The following is a 16,962-nucleotide window of genomic DNA, read 5'->3' on the forward strand; positions in this document are numbered from 1 at the left end:
GTTCGGTTCAGCTCCCCTGTCGGTACGTCGGATCGGACTCGTGGCCCGAAGGGCCCCGTTGAGGGGCGGCGGTCGGGTGACGGGTGGGCACCGGAGGTCCCGGGCGGGCGTCGAGCGCGGTGAGCGCGTCGCGCAGCCCCCGGTGCACATCTTCGTACACCTCGACATGGCCGTCCGTGGCGAGGTGGTCGGCGTCGGCCAGTCGCTCCACCCGCGCGTCCACCTCGGCGTTGCCGGTGGGGGTGCGGGGCACGTTCAGGGGCGCGGGGGCGGCGGGGGCGTACTCGGGCACGGCCCGGGGGGTGGCCTCCTCGGCCGGTGCCCCGGGATGCTCCGCCCGCGGAAGCGGCTGCTGCGCGCTCCCCGGCTGGGGTACTGCGTCGTTCATGCCCCGACGCTACCGCGAACCGCTGGGGTACCGTCGTCCACGATGGCCACGATCGAGGAATGCCGTGCCGCACTCGGCAGACTGTCCGACTCCATGCAGCGTACCGAGGGCGACGTCCGCGCGGCCGTGGCGATGGACCGCTCGGTCAGCTGCCATGTCACCGACCTGGACGTGACCTTCGCCGGCCGGCTCACCGGCGGGCGGATCGAGGTGCACGACACTCTCGAGGGTGCTCCGCGCGAGCGGGCCCAGGTCAGGCTCGCCATGAAGGGGGACGACCTGCTGGCCCTGGTCGACGGCGAACTGCATTTCGCCAGGGCGTGGGGGTCGGGCCGGGTGAAGCTGGAGGCAGGCCTGCTCGACCTGCTCCACCTCAGGAAGCTTCTCTAGCTCCCACCTTCGCCGCGGCCTGCTTGCCCGTGTCCTGCTTCACCGCGGTCCGCGCCTTGCGGGCGGCCGGCACGATCAGGGGCGTACCCGTCTCGGGGTCGTCGATGACCTGGCAGCTCAGGCCGAAGACCTGCTCGACCAGCCCGGCGGTGACGATCTCCTTCGGGGCACCCTTCGCGATGACCTTCCCTTCGCGCAGCGCGATGAGGTGGGTGGCGTACCGGGCGGCGTGGTTGAGGTCGTGCAGGACGGCGACCAGGGTGCGGCCCTGCTCCTCGTGCAGTTCCGCGCACAGGTCCAGTACGTCGATCTGGTGCTGGATGTCCAGATAGGTCGTCGGCTCGTCGAGGAGCAGCAGCGGGGTCTCCTGGGCGAGCGCCATGGCGATCCACACGCGCTGCCGCTGCCCGCCGGAGAGTTCGTCGACATGGCGTTCGCCGAGGTCGGCGATGCCGGTCCGGGCCATCGACTCCTGGACGACCCGCTCGTCCTCGGTGGACCACTGACGCAGGATGCCCTGGTGCGGATACCGGCCGCGCCCCACCAGGTCGGCGACGGTGATCCCGTCGGGCGCGATCGACGACTGGGGCAGCAGTCCGAGGGTGCGGGCCACCTTCTTGGCGGGCATCGACTGGATGACCTGACCGTCCAGCAGCACCCGTCCCCGGCTTGGCTTCAGCATCCGGGACAGCGCCCGCAGGAGCGTGGACTTGCCGCAGGCGTTCGGGCCGACGATCACGGTGAAGGAGTTGTCCGGTATCTCCACCGACAACTGCTCGGCGATGACACGCTGGTCGTAGGCGAGGGTGACGTCCTCGGCGGACAGTCGGTTCACAGTGCTCCTTCGGTTGTTCAGCCCGCCGGTCTGTCGGTCGGCCGGTCCGTTGGTCGGTCGCCTCATATCCGGCCCGCCCTGCGTTCGGTGACCAGCAGCCACAGCAGGTAGACACCGCCGAGCACGCCGGTGACCACGCCCACCGGCAACTGCTCGGCGCCGAAGGCCCGCTGCGAGATCCAGTCGGCGCTCACCAGCAGGGCGGCGCCCATGCACATCGCCGGCACCAGGTTCGGCCCGGGCGAACGGGTCAGACGCCGGGCGAGCTGCGGCGCGGTGAGCGCGACGAAGCCGACCGGCCCGGAGGCGGCCGTCGCCGCCGCGGTGAGCAGGACCGCGGACAGCATCAGCACCAGCCGTACGCGCTCCACCCGGACCCCGAGGGCGTACGACACGTCGTCGCCCATCTCCATCATCCTGAGCCCACGGGAGTTGGCGAGAACCAGCGGTACGAGGAGGGCGCACAGCGCGAGCAGGGGCCAGACCTGGTCCCAGTCGCGGCCGTCGAGGGAACCGGTCATCCAGACGATCGCACGGGCCGCGTCCACGATGTCGGACTTGGTGAGCAGATAGCCGTTGACCGCGGTGACGACCGCCGAGACACCGATACCGACCAGGACCAGCCGGTATCCGTGCACCCCCCGCTTCCAGGCGAGCACGTAGATGGCGAACCCGGTCGCCAGTCCGCCGACCAGGGCGCCGAGGGCGACCTGGTTGGCGGTTCCGGAGAACAGCACGATCACCACGAGCGCGCCGGCCGTGGCGCCCTGGCCCAGACCGAGGACGTCCGGACTGCCCAGCGGGTTGCGGGAGATGGACTGGAACAGCGCACCGGCGAGACCTAGGGAGGCACCGACGAGGAGTCCCACCAGGACCCGGGGCAGCCGCAGTTCGGTGACGATGAACTCCTGGCCCGGGTCGCCCTCGCCCAGCAGCGTCCGGACCACGTCGGCGGCCGGTATCGGGAAGTCGCCGGTGCCGATCAGCACCACGCTCGCGGTGAGCGCGACGAGCAGCAGCAGGGTGCCGACGACGAGAGTGCGCACGTCCACCCGGAGCGAGAGGCCGCCGGGGGTGCGCACGGCACGGTGGGTCTTCACAGCTGGGCCGTCCTCCGCCGTCGTACGAGATAGATGAACACCGGGCCGCCGAGGATCGCGGTGACGATGCCGACCTGGAGTTCGGCGGGCCGGGTCAGGACGCGGCCGATCACATCGGCGCCGAGCAGCAGTACGGGCGACAGGACCGCCGTGTACGGCAGGATCCAGCGCATGTCGGGTCCGGTGAACGAGCGCACCACGTGCGGCACCATCAGACCGATGAAGGCGATCGGCCCGCAGGCGGCCGTCGCGGCCCCGCACAGCAGGGTCGCGGCGAGCATGGCCAGCCCTCGTGTGCGGTTCAGATGGGCGCCGAGGGCCTTGGCGGTGTCGTCGCCCATGGCCATGGCGTTCAGCGGCCGGGCGAGCAACAGCGCCAGGACGAAGCCGGTCAGCAGGAACGGCAGCACCTGCTGGATGATCGCGCTGTTCGCCGAGGACAGCGATCCGACCGTCCAGAAACGCATCCTGCCCAGGGCGGCCTCGTCCAGGATCATGACCGCCTGGAGGTAGCCGAACAGCGCGGCGGTGATCGCGGTGCCGGCGAGTACCAGGCGCACCGGTGTCGCGCCCCGGCTGCCGCCGAGGAACCACACCAGTGCCCCGACCGCCGCAGCCCCGCAGAACGCGAACCACACGTAGCCGGACAGTGAGGTGACGCCGAAAAAGGTGATGGCCGTGACGACCGCCGCGGACGCACCCGCGTTGATGCCGAGCAGTCCGGGATCGGCCAGCGGATTACGGGTCAGCGCCTGGAGGACCGCTCCCGCCAGGCCGAGCGCGGCACCGGCGAGCGCGCCGAGAACGGTCCGTGACAACCGGTCGGCGACGACGGCGTCGCCGTAGGTGCCCGAATCCTCGAACAGGCCGTGCCAGACCTGTTGCAGGGACAGGTCCTTCGCCCCGATCGCGATACTCGCCAGGGCGACGAGCACCAGGATCACGGCGGAGAGGAACAGCCCTGGGACACGGAGTGGCGCCCGGCGGTTCGGATGCGCGGGGGCAGTGTCCGCGCGCTGTTCGGGGGGACTCTCGACCAACACGCAGTTAGGTTAGCCTACCCTCCTATTCGATCACGACTCCTCGGATCCCCGGCCGTCCGGTACCGCGCACTCCTCACAGCCCCAGCCGCGCCAGTGCCTTCCCCCCGTCCAGCCGGCACCCGCCGTCGCCCGCCACTGTCCACGCCGCCGCGCACAACGCCCGCAGTCCGTCCAGAGCCGTACCCTCCCCGTCCAGCTCCAGGCGCTCACCGGCCGCCGTCGCCGTCCAGCCACCGCACCGGAATCCGCCGCCGTCCGCCGCGACGACCTCCGGCTGCCCGGTGAGCATCCCGCGCAGATCGGCGTCGACGAAGGTCGGCCGGTGCTGTGGCGGAGCCGCCAGCAGCTGCGCCCCGTCGGTCACGCCCGTGAGCACCAGCAGGGAGTCGACACCGCCGTTGAACGCGCCCTCGATGTCCGTGTCCAGCCGGTCGCCCACCACCAGCGGCCGCTCGGCGCCCGTCCGCAGAATCGTCTCCCGGTGCATCGGCGGAAGCGGCTTGCCCGCCACCTGCGGCTCGGCGCCCGTCGCGATCCGTACGACCTCCACCGCCGCCCCGTTGCCCGGCGCGATGCCCCGGCCGCTGGGGATCGTCAGATCCGTGTTGGACGCGAACCACGGCACCCCACGCGCGATCGCGTAACTCGCCTCCCCGAACCGCCCCCACGGGAAGTCGGGACCGCCGTATCCCTGCACCACCGCCGCCGGGTCGTCGTCCGCCGACTCCACGGGCGTCAGCCCGCGCTCGCTCAGCGCCACCCGCAGGCCCTCGCCACCGATCACCAGCACCCTGGCCCCCGGCGGCACTTGCTCACTCACCAGCCGCGCGACCGCCTGCGCCGATGTGATCACATCGGCGGCCTCCGTCGGTATCCCCAGCTCCGTCAGATGCGCGGCGACGGTGTCCGGCGTGCGCAGGGCGTTGTTCGTCACGTACGCCAGGTGCATGCCCCCGGCGCCGGCTGCGGCCAGCGACTCCACCGCGTGGACGATCGCCTTCCCACCCGCGTACACCACACCGTCGAGGTCCAGCAGCGCCGTGTCGTACGCCTCGCTCAGGGCCTGCCCACTGCCCTCGGGCCTCGTCCTGACGCTTCGGCTCATTGTGCATCGCTCCTCGTTCGACGGCTTTCCCCGATCATCCCCCATGTCACCGAGACCGTACGATGCCTGGATGAAGACTGCAGGTCCCTCGGAAGCGAAGGTGCGCCGAGGCCTGGAACTCACCCCGTTCCGAGGCCTTCGTTACGACCCCGAACGGGTCGGCAGCCTGGCCGCCGTGACATCCCCGCCGTACGACGTCGTCGTCCGCCCGGACGGTCTGCATCACTTGCAGTCCGCCGACCCGTACAACATCGTCCGGCTGATCCTGCCCGAGGCCGAAACCCCCGAAGCCCGCAATGCCCAGGCCGCCGAGACCCTGAACCGCTGGCGGGCCGAGGGCGTCCTGACCACGGACCCCGAACCCGGTCTCTACGTCTACGAACAGCGCGACGGCGACGGTCTGCTGCAGCGCGGGATCATCGGCGCCCTGCGGGTGTCGGACCCCGACGAGCGGCTGGTCCTGCCGCACGAGGACGTCATGCCGCACATCGTCGCCGACCGCGCGGCCCTGATGCTGGCCACCTCGGCGAACCTCGAGCCCCTGCTGCTGACCTACCCCGGCGACGGATCGGCGACCGCCACCGCCGACCTGATCGAGCGCACGGCCAAGACGCCTCCCGTCCTCGCGACCACCACGGAGGACGGCTTCCACCACCGGCTGTGGTCCCTCACCGGCCCCGAGGACCTGGCCACGGTCCGGACCGACCTGGCCGGCCAGCAGGCGCTCATCGCCGACGGTCACCACCGCTGGGCGACCTACCGCCGCCTGCGCGCGCAGCACCCCTCCCCCAGCCCCTGGGACCACGGCCTGGTGCTCCTCGTCGACACGGCCCGCTACCCGCTGCGCGTGCGCGCCATCCACCGCCTGCTGCACGGCCTGCCCGTCGCGGACGCGCTGGCCGCCCTCGACGGCCTGTTCCGGGTCCGCCGCATCGACGCCGCGTTGCCGGAGGCCATGGAGGTGCTGGCCGGGGCTGCCGGTGCGGGCAACGCCTTCCTCCTGGCCGGCGACGGCGCCTTCCACCTCGTCGACCGCCCGGACCCGGATCTGCTGTCCCGTACGGTCCCCGCCGACCGCCCGGAAGCCTGGCGCACCCTGGACGCGACGGTCCTGCACTCCACGCTCCTGGCCCAGGTGTGGCACATCCCCGAGGACTCCCCGGCCCACATCGCCTACATCCACGACACGGCCGCGACCGTCGAGAAGGCGGAACGCGACGGCGGTACGGCGGTGCTGATGCATCCGGTCCGCGAGGAAGTCGTCCGCGACCTCGCCCGCCAGGGCGTCACCATGCCCCGCAAATCGACGTCCTTCGGCCCCAAGCCGGCCTCGGGGCTGGTACTGCGCGCGTTCGACGTGTGACGCGTCGCCGGTAACGCACGAAGGGGTGGGATTCCCGGTCGGTGAACCGGGAATCCCACCCCTTCGTGCGTCCGGACGCTCAGGCGCCGGGCGTCAGGCGTCAGTCCTTGTCGACGTCGGTCTCGGCCTTGTCCGCATCGCCGTTGTCCGGGTCCGGGTCCAGGTCCGTGCGCACGTCCTCGGTCTCGGCCTCGTCGGCCGAGGTGTCGGAGGCGGCGTCGACGTCCGCGTCGGCCTCGTCATGCGCGTCGATGAACTCCACGCCGTCCATCTCGGCCAGCCGGTCCGAGGCGTCGGTGCTGCCGTCCCGGTCGGCCTCCACGGCCTTCGCGAACCACTCCCGGGCCTCGTCCGCCCGGTCGGCGGCGAGAAGCGCGTCGGCGTACGCGTAGCGCAGCCGCGCGGTCCACGGCTGTACGGCTTGGGACGCCAGCTCGGAGCTCTGGAGCGTCACAATGGCGGCGTCCAGTTGCCCCATGTCGCGCCGCGCACCGGCCGCGACGAGCCGCATCTCGACCTGCCCGGCCTTGTCCAGCTTCTGCACCTCGGGGGCACCGGCCATGTCCAGCGCCTTCTCCGGCCGCCCGAGCCCACGCTCGCAGTCGGCCATGAGGGGCCACAGCTCCGCGGTGCCGGTCATCCTCCGCGCCGCCCGGAACTCGGCCAGCGCCTCGGAGTACTTCTGGTTGGCGTACGCGGCGAAGCCGGCGGCCTCCCGTACGGCGGCGACGCGCGACGCCAGTCGCAGCGCCACCTTGGAGTAGCCGTACGCGGCCTCGGGGTCCTCGTCGATCAGCCGGGCGACCATCACCAGGTTCTTGGCGACATCCTCCGCGAGCGTCTTGGGCAGGCTCTGCAACTCCTGCCGTACGTCCTTGTCGATCTCCTCGCCCGTGACGTCCTCGGAGATCGGCAGCCGCTTGATGGGCTCCCGGTCGCGCTCCCGCTCCTCACGGAACCGGCCGCCACCGTGCCGGTCGTCGCGCCCACGGAACCCACCGGGCCGCCCGCCACGCTCGTCCCGGCCATGGAAGCCACCACGGTCCCCGCCACGGCTGTCACCGCGGCTGTCGTCGCGACGGAAGCCGCCACGCTCAGCGCCCCGGTCCCCGCCGCGACTGTCGTCCCGACGGAACCCACCGCGGTCCCCACTGCGGTGGTCGTCCCGGCCCCGGTATCCGCCCCGCTCACCGCCACGGCTGTCGTCGCGACGGAAGCCACCACGGTCAGCGCCCCGGTCCCCGCCCCGGCTGTCGTCCCGGCCGCGGTATCCGCTCCGCTCGCCGCCACGGCTGTCACCGCGGCTGTCGTCGCGACGGAAGCCACCACGGTCCCCGCCCCGGTCCCCGCCGCGACTGTCGTCCCGACGGAACCCACCGCGGTCACCACCGCGGTGGTCGTCCCGGCCGCGGAAACCGCCCCGCTCGCCACGGTCGTCACTGCGCCGGTCGTCCCGACGATCATCACGTCGGTCATCTCGGCGCTCGCCACGGTGATCGTCACGTCGGCCGTATCCCCGGTCGTCGTCGCGACGGAAGCCACCACGGTCCCCGCCCCGGCTGTCGTCCCGGCCGCGGTATCCGCTCCGCTCGCCGCCACGGCTGTCACCGCGGCTGTCATCACGCCGGAAGCCACCACGGTCAGCGCCCCGGTCCCCACCGCGACTGTCGTCCCGACGGAACCCACCGCGGTCACCACCGCGGTGGTCGTCCCGGCCGCGGAAACCGCCCCGCTCGCCACGGTCGTCACTGCGCCGGTCGTCCCGACGATCATCACGTCGGTCATCTCGGCGCTCGCCACGGTGATCGTCACGTCGGCCGTATCCCCGGTCGTCGTCGCGACGGAAGCCACCACGGTCCCCGCCCCGGCTGTCATCCCGCCCGCGGTATCCGCCCCGCTCGCCGCCACGGCTGTCATCACGCCGGAAGCCACCACGGTCGTCGCGGTGGTCGTCCCGGCCGCGGTATCCGCTCCGCTCGCCGCCACGGCTGTCACCGCGGCTGTCATCACGCCGGAAGCCACCACGGTCAGCGCCCCGGTCCCCACCACGGCTGTCATCACGCCCGCGGTAACCGCCCCGCTCACCGCCACGGCTGTCACCTCGGCTGTCGTCCCGGCCGCGGAAACCGCCCCGCTCCGGCCGGCCGGCACCTCGGTCGTCACGCCGATCGTCCCGACGGACCCCACGGTCGCGGTCGCTGGATCGACGCGGGCCGGCGCTCCGCGGGCCGCCTCGGTCCGAACGGTCACCACTGTCCCGTCGCCGCTGGTCGCGCTCCGGTCGGTCGTCGGGAGAGTTGGTGGACATCGGTGACTCCTGTCTTAGGTACTGCAAATATTCTCGCGCAGCCGGACATCCGACGCGCTCCAGAAAATAAAAAAGGACCCCTGGCCCCAGCTGAACGCTGGTGACCAGGGGTCCTTCCAAAGATTGTTCGGCGGCGTCCTACTCTCCCACAGGGTCCCCCCTGCAGTACCATCGGCGCAATAAGGCTTAGCTTCCGGGTTCGGAATGTAACCGGGCGTTTCCCCTACGCTATGACCACCGAAACCCTAATGGTTTCGAGCGAACAAGCACACTTTTCTTTTATGTTCTACTCAAAGCCGACAACTGTTCGTTGTCTCAGAACTAACACAGTGGACGCGAGCAACTGAGGACAAGCCCTCGGCCTATTAGTACCGGTCAACTCCACACGTTACCGTGCTTCCATATCCGGCCTATCAACCCAGTCGTCTACTGGGAGCCTTACCCCATCAAGTGGGTGGGAGTCCTCATCTCGAAGCAGGCTTCCCGCTTAGATGCTTTCAGCGGTTATCCCTCCCGAACGTAGCCAACCAGCCATGCCCTTGGCAGGACAACTGGCACACCAGAGGTTCGTCCGTCCCGGTCCTCTCGTACTAGGGACAGCCCTTCTCAAGACTCCTGCGCGCGCAGCGGATAGGGACCGAACTGTCTCACGACGTTCTAAACCCAGCTCGCGTACCGCTTTAATGGGCGAACAGCCCAACCCTTGGGACCGACTCCAGCCCCAGGATGCGACGAGCCGACATCGAGGTGCCAAACCATCCCGTCGATATGGACTCTTGGGGAAGATCAGCCTGTTATCCCCGGGGTACCTTTTATCCGTTGAGCGACGGCGCTTCCACAAGCCACCGCCGGATCACTAGTCCCGACTTTCGTCCCTGCTCGACCCGTCGGTCTCACAGTCAAGCTCCCTTGTGCACTTACACTCAACACCTGATTACCAACCAGGCTGAGGGAACCTTTGGGCGCCTCCGTTACTCTTTAGGAGGCAACCGCCCCAGTTAAACTACCCATCAGACACTGTCCCTGATCCGGATCACGGACCCAGGTTAGACATCCAGCACGACCAGACTGGTATTTCAACGACGACTCCACCCGAACTGGCGTCCGAGTTTCAAAGTCTCCCAGCTATCCTACACAAGCCGAACCGAACACCAATATCAAACTGTAGTAAAGGTCCCGGGGTCTTTCCGTCCTGCTGCGCGAAACGAGCATCTTTACTCGTAGTGCAATTTCACCGGGCCTATGGTTGAGACAGTCGAGAAGTCGTTACGCCATTCGTGCAGGTCGGAACTTACCCGACAAGGAATTTCGCTACCTTAGGATGGTTATAGTTACCACCGCCGTTTACTGGCGCTTAAGTTCTCAGCTTCGCCACCCCGAAGAGTGACTAACCGGTCCCCTTAACGTTCCAGCACCGGGCAGGCGTCAGTCCGTATACATCGCCTTACGGCTTCGCACGGACCTGTGTTTTTAGTAAACAGTCGCTTCTCGCTGGTCTCTGCGGCCACACCCAGCTCAGAGGGAAAACCTCATCACCGGACATGGCCCCCCTTCTCCCGAAGTTACGGGGGCATTTTGCCGAGTTCCTTAACCATAGTTCACCCGAACGCCTCGGTATTCTCTACCTGACCACCTGAGTCGGTTTAGGGTACGGGCCGCCATGAAACTCGCTAGAGGCTTTTCTCGACAGCATAGGATCATCCACTTCGCCACAATCGGCTCGGCATCGGGTCTCACCCTTATGCCATCCGGATTTACCTGGATGACGGGCTACACCCTTACCCCGGGACAACCACCGCCCGGGCTGGACTACCTTCCTGCGTCACCCCATCACTCACCTACTACGGGTTGGGTTCGTCGGCTCCACCACTTTCCTTTCCCCGAAGGGTCCGGAACGGCTTCACGGACTTAGCATCGCCCGATTCAATGTTTGACGCTTCACAGCGGGTACCGGAATATCAACCGGTTATCCATCGACTACGCCTGTCGGCCTCGCCTTAGGTCCCGACTTACCCTGGGCAGATCAGCTTGACCCAGGAACCCTTGGTCAATCGGCGCACACGTTTCTCACGTGTGTATCGCTACTCATGCCTGCATTCTCACTCGTCAACCGTCCACCACTGCCTTCCGGCGCGGCTTCACCCGGCAGACGACGCTCCCCTACCCATCACAGCGGGCGTTGGCCCTATAGCTGCAATGACACGACTTCGGCGGTACGCTTGAGCCCCGCTACATTGTCGGCGCGGAATCACTAGACCAGTGAGCTATTACGCACTCTTTCAAGGGTGGCTGCTTCTAAGCCAACCTCCTGGTTGTCTGTGCGACTCCACATCCTTTCCCACTTAGCGTACGCTTGGGGGCCTTAGTCGATGCTCTGGGCTGTTTCCCTCTCGACCATGGAGCTTATCCCCCACAGTCTCACTGCCGCGTTCTCACTTGCCGGCATTCGGAGTTTGGCTAAGGTCAGTAACCCGGTAGGGCCCATCGCCTATCCAGTGCTCTACCTCCGGCAAGAAACACGCGACGCTGCACCTAAATGCATTTCGGGGAGAACCAGCTATCACGGAGTTTGATTGGCCTTTCACCCCTAACCACAGGTCATCCCCCAGGTTTTCAACCCTGGTGGGTTCGGTCCTCCACGAAGTCTTACCTCCGCTTCAACCTGCCCATGGCTAGATCACTCCGCTTCGGGTCTTGGGCATGCTACTGCGTCGCCCTGTTCGGACTCGCTTTCGCTACGGCTTCCCCACACGGGTTAACCTCGCAACACACCGCAAACTCGCAGGCTCATTCTTCAAAAGGCACGCAGTCACGACGTTGAGTGCAAGCACTCAACGCGACGCTCCCACGGCTTGTAGGCACACGGTTTCAGGTACTATTTCACTCCCCTCCCGGGGTACTTTTCACCATTCCCTCACGGTACTATCCGCTATCGGTCACCAGGGAATATTTAGGCTTGGCGGGTGGTCCCGCCGGATTCACACGGGATTTCTCGGGCCCCGTGCTACTTGGGTGTCTCTTCAACGAGCCGTTGACGTTTCGGCTACGGGGGTCTTACCCTCTGCGCCGGACCTTTCGCATGTCCTTCGCCTACATCAACGGTTTCTGACTCGCCTCATGGCCGGCAGACCATGAAATAAGAGATCCCACAACCCCGCATGCGCAACCCCTGCCGGGTCTCACACGCCTGCGGTTTGGCCTCATCCGGTTTCGCTCGCCACTACTCCCGGAATCACGGTTGTTTTCTCTTCCTGCGGGTACTGAGATGTTTCACTTCCCCGCGTTCCCTCCGCATACCCTATGTGTTCAGGTATGGGTGACAGCCCATGACGACTGCCGGGTTTCCCCATTCGGACACCCCCGGATCAAAGTCTGGTTGACGACTCCCCGGGGACTATCGTGGCCTCCCACGTCCTTCATCGGTTCCTGGTGCCAAGGCATCCACCGTGCGCCCTTAAAAACTTGGCCACAGATGCTCGCGTCCACTGTGCAGTTCTCAAACAACGACCAACCACCCGTCACACACCGCTGACGCGATGCTGTACCGGGGTCGGCACTGAAGGCAGCCGATACGGCCGTGCCCTCAGACACCCAACAGCGTGCCCGACCGGTCCCCGTCCGAGGATCGTGCTTTCCACACCCCCGGCAAGGGGGGCAGTACTCGCAGTCCTCGGCCCGAAACGACCGGCCGACTAATCAACGTTCCACCCATGAGCCACCAGCACCGGACGTGCGCCGGTGTACTGGCCTCTGGCCGGGCGAACCCGGCGAGAAGTGCTCCTTAGAAAGGAGGTGATCCAGCCGCACCTTCCGGTACGGCTACCTTGTTACGACTTCGTCCCAATCGCCAGTCCCACCTTCGACGGCTCCCTCCCCACGAGGGGGTTGGGCCACCGGCTTCGGGTGTTACCGACTTTCGTGACGTGACGGGCGGTGTGTACAAGGCCCGGGAACGTATTCACCGCAGCGATGCTGATCTGCGATTACTAGCAACTCCGACTTCATGGGGTCGAGTTGCAGACCCCAATCCGAACTGAGACCGGCTTTTTGAGATTCGCTCCACCTCGCGGTATCGCAGCTCATTGTACCGGCCATTGTAGCACGTGTGCAGCCCAAGACATAAGGGGCATGATGACTTGACGTCGTCCCCACCTTCCTCCGAGTTGACCCCGGCGGTCTCCCGTGAGTCCCCAACACCCCCGAAGGGGCTTGCTGGCAACACGGGACAAGGGTTGCGCTCGTTGCGGGACTTAACCCAACATCTCACGACACGAGCTGACGACAGCCATGCACCACCTGTACACCGACCACAAGGGGGCGCCTGTCTCCAGACGTTTCCGGTGTATGTCAAGCCTTGGTAAGGTTCTTCGCGTTGCGTCGAATTAAGCCACATGCTCCGCTGCTTGTGCGGGCCCCCGTCAATTCCTTTGAGTTTTAGCCTTGCGGCCGTACTCCCCAGGCGGGGCACTTAATGCGTTAGCTGCGGCACCGACGACGTGGAATGTCGCCAACACCTAGTGCCCACCGTTTACGGCGTGGACTACCAGGGTATCTAATCCTGTTCGCTCCCCACGCTTTCGCTCCTCAGCGTCAGTAATGGCCCAGAGATCCGCCTTCGCCACCGGTGTTCCTCCTGATATCTGCGCATTTCACCGCTACACCAGGAATTCCGATCTCCCCTACCACACTCTAGCCTGCCCGTATCGACTGCAGACCCGGGGTTAAGCCCCGGGCTTTCACAATTGACGCGACAGGCCGCCTACGAGCTCTTTACGCCCAATAATTCCGGACAACGCTCGCGCCCTACGTATTACCGCGGCTGCTGGCACGTAGTTAGCCGGCGCTTCTTCTGCAGGTACCGTCACTTGCGCTTCTTCCCTGCTGAAAGAGGTTTACAACCCGAAGGCCGTCATCCCTCACGCGGCGTCGCTGCATCAGGCTTGCGCCCATTGTGCAATATTCCCCACTGCTGCCTCCCGTAGGAGTCTGGGCCGTGTCTCAGTCCCAGTGTGGCCGGTCGCCCTCTCAGGCCGGCTACCCGTCGTCGCCTTGGTGAGCCGTTACCTCACCAACAAGCTGATAGGCCGCGGGCTCATCCCTCACCGCCGGAGCTTTCAACCCCCGCCCATGCGGGCGGGGATATCATCCGGTATTAGACCCCGTTTCCAGGGCTTGTCCCGAAGTGAGGGGCAGATTGCCCACGTGTTACTCACCCGTTCGCCACTAATCCACCCCGAGGGGCTTCATCGTTCGACTTGCATGTGTTAAGCACGCCGCCAGCGTTCGTCCTGAGCCAGGATCAAACTCTCCGTGAATGCTTTCCCGTGATCGGGAGAACACCACGAGAGCGGAACGGTCGGGCGGAATGGGCCCCACCGTTCACAGCGTCCTCGCTGTGTTGTTCTTCAAAGGAACCTCGTCCCGGCCTGCTGGCCGAAGACGGGGTATCAACATATCTGGCGTTGATTTTTGGCACGCTGTTGAGTTCTCAAGGAACGGACGCTTCCTTTGTACTCACCCTCGCGGGCTTTCCTCCGGGCGCTTCCCTTCGGTCCTGCGTGTCCGACTCTATCAGATCTTTCCGATCCGATTTCCTCGGGCTGTTCGCCTTCCCGGGTCCCGCATTTCGCGATTTCCCTTTCCGGCGACTCCGACTTTATCAGACTCTTTCGGGCCTGATTCCCAGTCGATAGGATCGTCGGAATGCTTTGGGTTTTCACCCGTCGGCCTTTCGACGTTCACTACGTTAGCCGATTCCCTCGCTCGATTCACAATCGGGCTTCATCGGTTCGAAATTCGGACATGAGAACATGACGAATTCGACCCTTTTGAGGGTGATCTTGAGTAGTGGGTTGACCGCTTCCGGCTGCAGGCGAATGCCGTACCCGGTTCAGCGGCTCGGACCACACTACGCACCTTCCAAGGCGGAGTCAACCTCGTCGGCGCTTCGGGGCGTGGGCCCGATACGGGCTCACCGTGGGGTCGTCGGCGACCCAGAAGCGCCAGGGGTGCACGGCTCCATCGCCGGGGACTCCGGTGCGTGGGCCGTTGCGTACCTGGTCGGCGGGGCAACGGTGCCCGTGAGGACCCGTAGCGGAGTGTCGCCCGAGGCGCAGGCGTCCGTACCGTCCAGGGAACGGTCCACGTCCAGGGCCGTCGCCAGGCGGGCCGGGCCTTTGGCCAGTTCCTTGTCGTTGCGGGCCGAGAGCCGGCGGGTACGGGCGAGCTCGGCGCCCTCGACGATCTCACCGGCCCGCAGGAGTACCCCGCTCGCCCGGTTCGCGGGCCCGCACACCAGGTTCATGCAGAACCAGATGTGTAGGTAACGCATTGAGCATGTATGTCGTAGCACCATCGGCAAGGCGACACCAGGCAGGAGAGACAGACGGTGCGAGCGATTGTCTACGCCAGGCTCAGCCCAACCCCGAGGCCCTCCGGCCCGAGTCGGCTCACATCGACAGTCACCCGGCCGGCCGGGAACACGTCACGCGCCATGCTCGCGAGCGATCGCGCACCTTCGGACCCAACCGCGCCGACTCACCGGCGAGCCGCGAGTGAGGCGCACAGCGGCTCAGGCTCCGCCGGACGGCTTGGCTCTCGGGCTCAGTCGGTACGCCGAGACCGTTGGATCACCGGCGAGGTAGAAGCGGTGCTGCCAGTCGTGGGCTTTGCTCACGCCTACCCGAGGACCGACCCGGATGAGTGCCGCGGGTACCGGCTCCCCCTCGGACAGCGCGACCGAGGCGCCTGCCAATAGGTCTGCGCCGTTGTGCTCTGCCGTGATGCCGAGCGCTCGGCAGAAGTTCCCCGGGCCCCGCGCGAGACGTGCACTCTCGACCTTGCTCCCTCGCCGCGTGCGGGCCAGGTCTTGCCCTTCGATGACCCTGCCTGCCCGGATGAGGACAGCTGTAGCGATGCCGTCTGCCCCGGTGACGATGTTGGCGCACCAGTGGAGACCGTGGGACCGGTAGACGTACAGGCGTCCCGCGGGTCCGAACATGACGGCGTTTCGGGGTGTCCTGCCTCGGTAGGCGTGGGAGGCGGGGTCGGCCGAACCGGAGTACGCCTCGGTCTCCGTGATGGTGATGCTCACGGTTCCCTCGGGGGCCTCGTGGGTGAGGATGGCGCCGAGCAGCCCGGGGGCGACTTTTTCAGCAGGGCGAGCGAGGAGGGCAACGTTCATGCCGACCGCCTTGACATGTCGTAGGTGAAGTAGACGTACACATGGCCGGGCGGACCGAACATCACGCCGTTGCGGGCGGTGCGGCCCCGGTAGGCGTGGGAGCCGGGATCGTTGGGGCCGTCGTAGGCCTCGACCTCCGTCAGACGGAGGGTGATCGGACCGTCCGGCGTGGCACGCACGACGAGCCTGCCGAGCAGGTCGGGGGCGACCTCGAGGACGGGGCGGTCGAAGAACTCCCTGGGCAGGGGCGTACGGTCGGGGCTCGCGATCATGGCGTCCGAGAGTACTCCAGGCGGGTTCGGCCACGGGGTGGTCACAGGGCGCCGCACTTGCAAGGGTGACGGACACGGAACCGGCCGGAGCCGGATCGCGTTGTTAGGGGTCGTAGGTCCACATGTGGCGACGACGCGATAGAGAACGACAAGGGGAGAGACATGGCGTTCAAGAAGCTGCTCGCGAGCCTGGGAGCCGGCGGGGCTTCGGTCGAGACGGTGCTGCACGAGGTCAACGTCGTTCCGGGTGGGGTCGTCCAGGGTGAGGTGCGGATCCAGGGCGGGTCCGTGAATCAGCAGATCGAGGGTCTGTCGGTCGGTCTGCAGGCCAAGGTCGAGGTCGAGAGCGGCGACGAGGAGTACAAGCAGAACATCGAGTTCGCCAAGTCTCGACTCGGTGGCGCCTTCGAACTCGAGGCCGGCGCCGTCCACGCGGTCCCGTTCGGGCTGGAGATCCCCTGGGAGACTCCGATCACGATGATCGACGGGCAGTCGCTGCGCGGGATGAACATCGGTGTGACCACGGAGCTGGCGATCGCACGGGCCGTGGACTCCGGTGACCTGGACCCGATCAGTGTGCACCCGCTGCCGGCGCAGAAGGCGATCCTGGACGCGTTCATCCAGCTGGGCTTCCGGTTCAAGAGCGCGGACATGGAGCGCGGCCACGTCCGGGGGACGCGCCAGCGGCTGCCGTTCTACCAGGAGATCGAGTTCTTCCCGCCGCAGCAGTACCACGGGCTGCAGCAGGTCGAGCTGACCTTCGTGGCCGACGACCAGGCGATGGACGTCGTGCTGGAGATGGACAAGAAGCCCGGTCTGTTCAGTGAGGGCAGTGACACCTTCCGGTCCTTCAAGGTGGGGCTGAACGACTACCAGGGCACCGACTGGGCCGCTTACCTCAACCAGTGGCTGTCCGAGGTCGGCAGCAGGCGGAACTGGTTCTAGGCTCGGTTCCACCGAACGTAGGCGATCAGC

At 66.8% G+C, this 16,962-nt stretch carries 11 protein-coding genes, 3 rRNA genes and 2 pseudogenes; 4 read left to right on the forward strand and 12 right to left on the reverse strand.

Features of this window, described 5'->3' with window-relative positions:
• Window positions 1-7 precede the first annotated feature (7 nt).
• The gene (locus OHB56_RS09960) at window positions 8-388 is read right to left on the reverse strand and encodes a hypothetical protein (protein ID WP_406352745.1); all 381 of its coding nucleotides are present in this window, start codon (window positions 386-388) and stop codon (window positions 8-10) included.
• A gap of 42 nt (window positions 389-430) precedes the next feature.
• On the opposite strand from OHB56_RS09960, the gene OHB56_RS09965 reads away from it, so the two are divergent.
• On the forward strand, window positions 431-778 hold the full coding sequence (locus OHB56_RS09965; protein ID WP_326751929.1) for an SCP2 sterol-binding domain-containing protein: 348 nt from the start codon (window positions 431-433) through the stop codon (window positions 776-778).
• On the opposite strand, the gene OHB56_RS09970 is transcribed toward OHB56_RS09965, so the two are convergent.
• The 4 genes from OHB56_RS09970 to OHB56_RS09985 form a co-directional block, all read right to left on the reverse strand.
• Window positions 762-1,679, reverse strand: coding sequence for an ABC transporter ATP-binding protein (locus OHB56_RS09970; RefSeq protein ID WP_406352747.1), 918 nt, complete (start codon window positions 1,677-1,679; stop codon window positions 762-764). The genes OHB56_RS09965 and OHB56_RS09970 overlap by 17 nt on opposite strands.
• Window positions 1,676-2,713, reverse strand: coding sequence for an iron chelate uptake ABC transporter family permease subunit (locus OHB56_RS09975; RefSeq protein WP_326751931.1), 1,038 nt, complete (start codon window positions 2,711-2,713; stop codon window positions 1,676-1,678). The genes OHB56_RS09970 and OHB56_RS09975 overlap by 4 nt, the downstream gene beginning before the upstream one ends.
• The gene (locus tag OHB56_RS09980; protein WP_326751932.1) at window positions 2,710-3,756 is read right to left on the reverse strand and encodes an iron chelate uptake ABC transporter family permease subunit; all 1,047 of its coding nucleotides are present in this window, start codon (window positions 3,754-3,756) and stop codon (window positions 2,710-2,712) included. Before OHB56_RS09980 ends, OHB56_RS09975 begins: the two co-directional genes overlap by 4 nt.
• Window positions 3,757-3,829: 73 nt before the next feature.
• Window positions 3,830-4,861 (reverse strand): HAD hydrolase-like protein, encoded by a 1,032-nt coding sequence (locus OHB56_RS09985; RefSeq protein WP_406352750.1) that lies wholly within the window; start codon window positions 4,859-4,861, stop codon window positions 3,830-3,832.
• Window positions 4,862-4,931: 70 nt separating this feature from the next.
• Here OHB56_RS09985 and OHB56_RS09990 point away from each other — a divergent pair, with 70 nt between their 5' ends.
• A complete protein-coding gene (locus OHB56_RS09990) occupies window positions 4,932-6,224 on the forward strand; it encodes a DUF1015 domain-containing protein (protein WP_326751933.1) in 1,293 nt (430 codons plus the stop codon).
• A gap of 100 nt (window positions 6,225-6,324) precedes the next feature.
• On the opposite strand, the gene OHB56_RS09995 is transcribed toward OHB56_RS09990, so the two are convergent.
• Window positions 6,325-7,140 (reverse strand): hypothetical protein, encoded by an 816-nt coding sequence (locus OHB56_RS09995; protein WP_406358989.1) that lies wholly within the window; start codon window positions 7,138-7,140, stop codon window positions 6,325-6,327.
• A 111-nt stretch (window positions 7,141-7,251) separates the two neighbouring features.
• Between OHB56_RS09995 and OHB56_RS10000 the strand changes: the two genes are divergently transcribed.
• Window positions 7,252-8,538 carry a hypothetical protein gene (locus OHB56_RS10000; RefSeq protein WP_406359321.1) on the forward strand — a complete coding sequence of 429 codons (1,287 nt, stop codon included), beginning with the start codon at window positions 7,252-7,254 and terminating at the stop codon, window positions 8,536-8,538.
• Between the two features lie 119 nt (window positions 8,539-8,657).
• Here the strand turns inward: OHB56_RS10000 and rrf are convergent.
• The 6 genes and pseudogenes from rrf to OHB56_RS10030 form a co-directional block, all read right to left on the reverse strand.
• A 5S ribosomal RNA gene (gene rrf / locus OHB56_RS10005) occupies window positions 8,658-8,774 on the reverse strand.
• Window positions 8,775-8,877: 103 nt separating this feature from the next.
• Window positions 8,878-12,000 (reverse strand): 23S ribosomal RNA (locus tag OHB56_RS10010).
• A gap of 317 nt (window positions 12,001-12,317) precedes the next feature.
• Window positions 12,318-13,847, reverse strand: a 16S ribosomal RNA gene (locus tag OHB56_RS10015).
• The 16S, 23S and 5S rRNA genes sit together here, the layout of an rRNA operon.
• A 615-nt stretch (window positions 13,848-14,462) precedes the next feature.
• Window positions 14,463-14,848: pseudogene (locus tag OHB56_RS10020) on the reverse strand (DNA-3-methyladenine glycosylase); the annotation flags it as partial.
• A 255-nt stretch (window positions 14,849-15,103) separates the two neighbouring features.
• The gene (locus OHB56_RS10025; protein WP_326751934.1) at window positions 15,104-15,715 is read right to left on the reverse strand and encodes a DNA-3-methyladenine glycosylase; all 612 of its coding nucleotides are present in this window, start codon (window positions 15,713-15,715) and stop codon (window positions 15,104-15,106) included.
• A 14-nt stretch (window positions 15,716-15,729) separates the two neighbouring features.
• A pseudogene (locus OHB56_RS10030) lies at window positions 15,730-15,987 on the reverse strand (DNA-3-methyladenine glycosylase); the annotation flags it as partial.
• 162 nt (window positions 15,988-16,149) lie between these two features.
• On the opposite strand from OHB56_RS10030, the gene OHB56_RS10035 reads away from it, so the two are divergent.
• Window positions 16,150-16,932, forward strand: coding sequence for a sporulation protein (locus tag OHB56_RS10035; RefSeq protein ID WP_326751935.1), 783 nt, complete (start codon window positions 16,150-16,152; stop codon window positions 16,930-16,932).
• The last annotated feature ends 30 nt before the right edge of the window (window positions 16,933-16,962 follow it).

Source organism: Streptomyces sp. NBC_01635, from assembly GCF_045209715.1.
In the GTDB taxonomy this organism is placed as follows: Bacteria; Actinomycetota; Actinomycetes; order Streptomycetales; family Streptomycetaceae; genus Streptomyces; species Streptomyces hirsutus.

What these genes read in the sequence shown, in the direction of transcription:
- OHB56_RS09960 (WP_406352745.1), bottom strand. Translation starts at nt 388, where the DNA reads ATGAACGACGCAGTACCCCAGCCGGGGAGCGCGCAGCAGCCGCTTCCG.
- OHB56_RS09965 (WP_326751929.1), top strand. Translation starts at nt 431, where the DNA reads ATGGCCACGATCGAGGAATGCCGTGCCGCACTCGGCAGACTGTCCGAC.
- OHB56_RS09970 (WP_406352747.1), bottom strand. Translation starts at nt 1,679, where the DNA reads ATGAGGCGACCGACCAACGGACCGGCCGACCGACAGACCGGCGGGCTG.
- OHB56_RS09985 (WP_406352750.1), bottom strand. Translation starts at nt 4,861, where the DNA reads ATGAGCCGAAGCGTCAGGACGAGGCCCGAGGGCAGTGGGCAGGCCCTG.
- OHB56_RS09990 (WP_326751933.1), top strand. Translation starts at nt 4,932, where the DNA reads ATGAAGACTGCAGGTCCCTCGGAAGCGAAGGTGCGCCGAGGCCTGGAA.
- OHB56_RS10000 (WP_406359321.1), top strand. Translation starts at nt 7,252, where the DNA reads ATGGAAGCCACCACGGTCCCCGCCACGGCTGTCACCGCGGCTGTCGTC.
- OHB56_RS10025 (WP_326751934.1), bottom strand. Translation starts at nt 15,715, where the DNA reads ATGAACGTTGCCCTCCTCGCTCGCCCTGCTGAAAAAGTCGCCCCCGGG.
- OHB56_RS10035 (WP_326751935.1), top strand. Translation starts at nt 16,150, where the DNA reads ATGGCGTTCAAGAAGCTGCTCGCGAGCCTGGGAGCCGGCGGGGCTTCG.